General features: G+C 46.3%; 6 protein-coding genes and 1 pseudogene. 2 read left to right on the forward strand and 5 right to left on the reverse strand.

Features of this window, described 5'->3' with window-relative positions:
- The coding region (locus H6A13_RS12510) for a hypothetical protein (RefSeq protein ID WP_204909878.1) at nucleotides 1-188 on the forward strand (188 nt) is incomplete at its 5' end.
- A gap of 58 nt (nucleotides 189-246) precedes the next feature.
- Here the strand turns inward: H6A13_RS12510 and H6A13_RS12515 are convergent.
- The 3 genes from H6A13_RS12515 to H6A13_RS12525 form a co-directional block, all read right to left on the reverse strand.
- Complete coding sequence (locus H6A13_RS12515) at nucleotides 247-663, reverse strand: helix-turn-helix domain-containing protein (protein ID WP_204909879.1); 417 nt, start codon at nucleotides 661-663, stop codon at nucleotides 247-249.
- A 104-nt stretch (nucleotides 664-767) separates the two neighbouring features.
- Nucleotides 768-1,472 carry a hypothetical protein gene (locus tag H6A13_RS12520; protein WP_204909880.1) on the reverse strand — a complete coding sequence of 235 codons (705 nt, stop codon included), beginning with the start codon at nucleotides 1,470-1,472 and terminating at the stop codon, nucleotides 768-770.
- Between the two features lie 12 nt (nucleotides 1,473-1,484).
- Nucleotides 1,485-2,144 carry a suppressor of fused domain protein gene (locus H6A13_RS12525; RefSeq protein WP_204909881.1) on the reverse strand — a complete coding sequence of 220 codons (660 nt, stop codon included), beginning with the start codon at nucleotides 2,142-2,144 and terminating at the stop codon, nucleotides 1,485-1,487.
- A 492-nt stretch (nucleotides 2,145-2,636) separates the two neighbouring features.
- On the opposite strand from H6A13_RS12525, the gene abc-f reads away from it, so the two are divergent.
- Nucleotides 2,637-4,112, forward strand: coding sequence for a ribosomal protection-like ABC-F family protein (gene abc-f / locus H6A13_RS12530; RefSeq protein WP_204909882.1), 1,476 nt, complete (start codon nucleotides 2,637-2,639; stop codon nucleotides 4,110-4,112).
- Here the strand turns inward: abc-f and H6A13_RS12535 are convergent.
- Together H6A13_RS12535 and H6A13_RS12540 are read right to left on the reverse strand one after the other, a co-directional pair.
- Nucleotides 4,094-4,540, reverse strand: coding sequence for a GNAT family N-acetyltransferase (locus H6A13_RS12535; RefSeq protein WP_204909883.1), 447 nt, complete (start codon nucleotides 4,538-4,540; stop codon nucleotides 4,094-4,096). The genes abc-f and H6A13_RS12535 overlap by 19 nt on opposite strands.
- 35 nt (nucleotides 4,541-4,575) lie before the next feature.
- Nucleotides 4,576-5,027 (reverse strand): annotated as a pseudogene (locus H6A13_RS12540) (hypothetical protein); the annotation flags it as partial.

The raw sequence follows: 5,027 nt of genomic DNA on the forward strand, positions 1-5,027 counted from the left end.
AGCAGGATATTCCTGAGTATGAAATTGTTGCATCATTGATTTTCTCCTTTCATTATAGAAAACAAAACAAACCGTTGCAACCTTTAAGTGAGCTCAAAAAAGGTCTGGAAATAAATGGCGGAAACCGCCGGATAAAAATGGACGGCCGGAAGATCCGGCCTTTGCGGGAAGAAGAACCCTCCCATTGATTGTTTGTTCATTATAGTGGATAAGTTCTTAAAAAACAAGATGGCAGAATAGACAAATCTATTCCCTGCCATCTTTCTTCTGCGCCAGCTGCGCGACCGCCAGACAGGCCAGCCCAATTCCAAGCATGCGGACGGCACTGTCACTTTCCATCTCATTAAGGATGGAAAGAACCACAACCGCAACTCCCATCGCAAGGGCGACGCCCTTTAATACAAGATCCACGATCTCAGCAGTTTTATGCTTCTCTTCTCCATTTTCCTTTGTATCCGTTTTCACCTGCATCAGTTCATCTACAGAGACATGAAAAATCTCCGCCAGCTTGGGAAGGCTGTTTATATCAGGGAAGGACAGATCCCGCTCCCATTTTGACACTGCCTTGTCCGTAACTCCCATTTTCTCCGCAAGATCAAGCTGGGTCATTCCCTGTTCCTTTCGAAGCGCTGCGATCATCGTTCCAAATGTCTGTTGTCTCATATGTGTTCACTCCTTTGCTTTGATGACTGCATGTTAACATTCCCTGCCTGCGGAACTCAACCGACTGCCGGTTTCCTTTCCCCGACTGGTAGTTTACCTGCAGTTTAGCGCCGTCTGGTGATGATGTCTTCTGCATCCACATGCCGCAGAAGATAGGCGTCCATGTCGTCGATCCCTTCCATTTCCCGGGTTATGGTAATCCGCCTGCTATCAGTATAAATCCAGATCTTTTTCACTTCCTCACATCCGCAGTCTTTCCTGGTGCTGCGGACGACCCGGGTGATCGCACTCACAGGGAAGCGATCTCTTCTTCCAAAGGAAGGAGTAAACGTAACGTCGCAACCCTCTGCTACGAGCCGGAACCTGCAGATCCGCAGCATCCAGATGAGAAACGGACTGGCAAATATAAGGAAGCCCACACAAAACGCAAGATAAAACCCCGGATTTACCACATTCAGTGCCGCGATCAGCAGCGCGGAGAAAAGCAAAGATAAAACAACCACCACCGGGAAAAGGAGTTGGCCTTTGAAAAAACATACTTCTGTTTTCAACCCCAACTCTGTCTCAAACATCACGCTGCCATCAACGTCGAAAAAAAGAACTCTGGTGTCGGTCTCCTTCCCATATCTGGTCGCCCGGTAGATCAGATCGATCCGGTCCCCATCGGTCGCCTCACCCCTGTGGCGGATCCACCGGATAGGACTGGCATATGCATAAAATTCTCCCAGGCAGGCTTCTCCGTCAAATCTGGCGATATTTCCATTTTCCTCTTCAATCTGTATATAAGATCTTGTTCCTGTAATCTTCATTCAATTCCCGCTTTACAAATAGGATCTTGTTCTTCGCATATCAGTAATCAATTCTGGATTATCTTCTCTCATTTTCTCAATCAAAAGCATAAGATTATCAGAACCTTCCCGTATCTTATCAAGTTCCGCCTCTGTTATTCCCACAAACTGGATAAACTCCACTCTTCCGTGGACCGTGTCCAGTGTCTGGGCAGAAGTATCATTTACCGTAACAAGCGCAGTGATCAGGGAATCCGTCCCCATATGAAGGGACGTACCGTTTCCGGGCACGCACTCCCCGGCTTCAAAGAACCGCTCGGTCGTATAGGTATACCGGGCAAGATTGGACAGCATATCCAGAGCCCAGAGACAATCCTCGGGCCTATTTTCCTTCAGCTTTATAGTCATCTCATAGCCCCACCTGCTGTATTCCCCGCCAAAGGCCTCTTCATTCATATAAAGCTCACTCATTCCGTATGTAACAATATGCTGGTAGCCTTTTCCGGAATCGTAAAGCGAATAACCGTCAAGATAATTATCCCCTCCAAACATGGCTCTTGCGTGGATCTCCGTGCCATAATGGGCAGGCTCTTTTCCTGGATATAACCGGGCAAATTCCTCCTCAACCGCATCCCAGCCAGGCGCCCAGTCGTCCTCGGAATTCAATCTTGCCATATATTCTTCTCGTGTCATTGTCATACCTCCCCGGCCTCTTATGTCTTTTGTTGATCATTTCGTCTATTATACCATTCCAATGCCACCCTGTCATTTCTTTTCCCACATGACAACGTACTATTTTTCATCGTCAAAATACATACCACAGTATAAATTTTATACCTCTTAAGAAATAACCCAAAAATATTATCCTCGTAAGTAATTCGCGGTACAACCCGTCATTCTTGACTTGCCACCATCTTTGTGCTACACTGACACACATAAACAGTAAGATAGGGGTGAAAAGATGATTAACTTTTCTTGCAAATAATTGAATGATACATGGATGCTGTGTTTTACAGTGCTATTGCGTCCATTTGCAAGAAAGTGAACCATCTATTTTCTCGATATATTGTAATTCTATCACTCTTGATACAGGTGATACTGTTATGCTATGACGAGTTGCAGAAAATGACTTTCTTGCAACTCTTTTTTAATTTCTTTATCCATACAGCGAAGGAGGAATGCAATATGTCGATGATCCGGGTGGAAAACCTTACTTTTGCCTATCCATCCAGCTATGACAATATTTTTGAAAATGTCAGTTTTCAGATCGATACCGATTGGAGACTTGGGTTTATTGGAAGAAATGGCAGAGGGAAAACCACTTTCCTGAATCTCCTGCTTGGAAAATACGAATACCAAGGAAAAATACAGGCTTCTGTACAATTTGACTATTTCCCATATCCTGTCAGCAACAAGGACAGACTCACCACGGACATTCTCTCGGAAGTGTGCCCGCTGGCGGAAGAATGGGAACTTTTGAGAGAACTGTCCTATCTGGAAGTCCGTGAAGATGCACTTTGGAGGCCATTTTTTACACTGTCCAACGGAGAGCAGACCAAAGTGCTGCTTGCCGCACTGTTTCTGAATAGTGGCCACTTTTTACTGATCGATGAGCCGACAAACCATTTAGATATGAAAGCCAGGGAAACCGTTTCCGCATACCTGAAACGAAAAAAGGGCTTCATCCTGGTCTCCCATGACCGTTGTTTTTTAGATGGCTGTGTTGACCATATCCTGTCCATCAACCGGTCAGACATAGAAGTGCAAAGAGGGAACTTTTCCACCTGGTTCACCAACTTCCAGCGCCAGCAGGGATTTGAACTCGCGCAAAATAAAAAACTAAAGAAAAGCATTGCTACTATGCAAAAGTCCGCTCAGAGAACGTCCGCCTGGTCAGACCGGATGGAGGCTTCCAAATATGGAAACGGCCCGGTTGACCGCGGGTATATCGGCCACAAGTCCGCCAAAATGATGAAGCGCTCAAAGTCTGTCCAGATACGGCAGCAACGTGCAATTGAGGAAAAGTCCCACCTTCTCAAAAATCTGGAGACCGCAGAAGATCTGAAGATCGCCCCGCTGCTCTACCATGCAGATACCTTAGTGACTTTCTCGGATGTTGTGCCGGTTTTTGACGGCAAAGATGTCTGCCGGCCAATTTCATTTTCCGTGAAACAGGGGGAGCGCATTGCTCTGGACGGGAAAAACGGTTCCGGAAAAACAAGCCTTCTAAAACTTCTGACCGGTCAGCAGACCGATCATCGCGGCACGATCACAATCGGTTCTGGAGTAATCCTGTCCTATGTTCCGCAGGATACTTCCATGCTGAACGGTTCTCTATCAGAGTTTGCAAAAACCAGCCAGATAGACGAAAGTTTATTTAAGGCGATCTTGCGGAAAATGGATTTTTCACGCATACAGTTTGAAAAGAAAATGGAGGATTTTTCAGCGGGTCAGAAGAAAAAAGTGCTGATCGCCAGAAGCCTTTGCGAGCAGGCGCACCTGTATGTCTGGGATGAACCGCTGAACTATATCGACATTTACTCCCGCATGCAGATCGAGAAACTGATAGAAGAATTCTCTCCAACCATGATTTTTGTAGAACATGATCTCGCATTCAGGAAGAATATAGCAACCAGGACCGTTTATTTCTCCATCACATAATTTGTCAACTCTATTCCGCATCTGACAACTTTTTGCCGCCTGATCACCCGGTAGCCCCGGCGTTCAAAAAAGGGTCTGGCTGTAATAGACGCATGGGTTGTAATGACCTGCTTTCCGGCCTGCTGCTCCAGTTTGTCACAGATCGCCGAGGCAATCCCCTTTCTCTGGTGGTCTTTATGCACATACAGCCGGTCTAAATAGCCGGATCGGTCGATATCCCCAAATCCTACGATCCTGTCATTTTCAACCGCCACAATAGTGTAATGTTCCAGAAACGAACGGTTCCACTCCTGCAGATCCACTTTCCCGTTTGCCCATGCATGCAATTGCTCTGTGGAGTAGTCTTTCCCATTGACACTGTGAACCGTCTGATGGAACAATTCTGCCAGCTGATCAACATCAGACGGAATATATTCCCGAAGCTGCATTTCCTCATACTCCCCCTTTACTCCCGGTCTCTCATTTACCAGTATTTTTTTATATAACCCATGGCTTCTTCTTCCGTAATCTGATAGATGTCCTGAAGTTTGTGCAAAATCCGCTCCCTGGGAATATCGAATTCCATCAAAGAATGGACCAATCCACAGATTCCCCGCTCCAATTCTTCCCTTTTCCCGTCTTCTTTTCCCTCTTGATATCCGTCCTCATAACCCTCTTTTTTCATGGCTTTCTCGTATGCTTCCTGATCAAATCCTTCCAGTACCATCTGTACCACCTCTGCTTTCTGCGCTCTCAGGATATCCGCCAGGACCCCGCCGGCAATACAGCTTTCCACCGCCGTTTCCACTGCTTCCTGCAGATCTTGTCCTTTCGCCTGATTCTTCCGGATGGTATCCACGAATATGGCGTATTCCTCCAGACGCCTGCACTTCTTCATCAATTCCCTGTTATGCCCGTAGTTGATATTCAACATCA

This window comes from Mordavella massiliensis (assembly GCF_016902415.1).
Lineage (GTDB): Bacteria > Bacillota > Clostridia > Lachnospirales > Lachnospiraceae > Merdimonas > Merdimonas faecigallinarum.

What these genes read in the sequence shown, in the direction of transcription:
- H6A13_RS12525 (WP_204909881.1), bottom strand. Translation starts at nt 2,144, where the DNA reads ATGACACGAGAAGAATATATGGCAAGATTGAATTCCGAGGACGACTGG.
- H6A13_RS12535 (WP_204909883.1), bottom strand. Translation starts at nt 4,540, where the DNA reads ATGCAGCTTCGGGAATATATTCCGTCTGATGTTGATCAGCTGGCAGAA.
- abc-f (WP_204909882.1), top strand. Translation starts at nt 2,637, where the DNA reads ATGTCGATGATCCGGGTGGAAAACCTTACTTTTGCCTATCCATCCAGC.
- H6A13_RS12515 (WP_204909879.1), bottom strand. Translation starts at nt 663, where the DNA reads ATGAGACAACAGACATTTGGAACGATGATCGCAGCGCTTCGAAAGGAA.
- H6A13_RS12520 (WP_204909880.1), bottom strand. Translation starts at nt 1,472, where the DNA reads ATGAAGATTACAGGAACAAGATCTTATATACAGATTGAAGAGGAAAAT.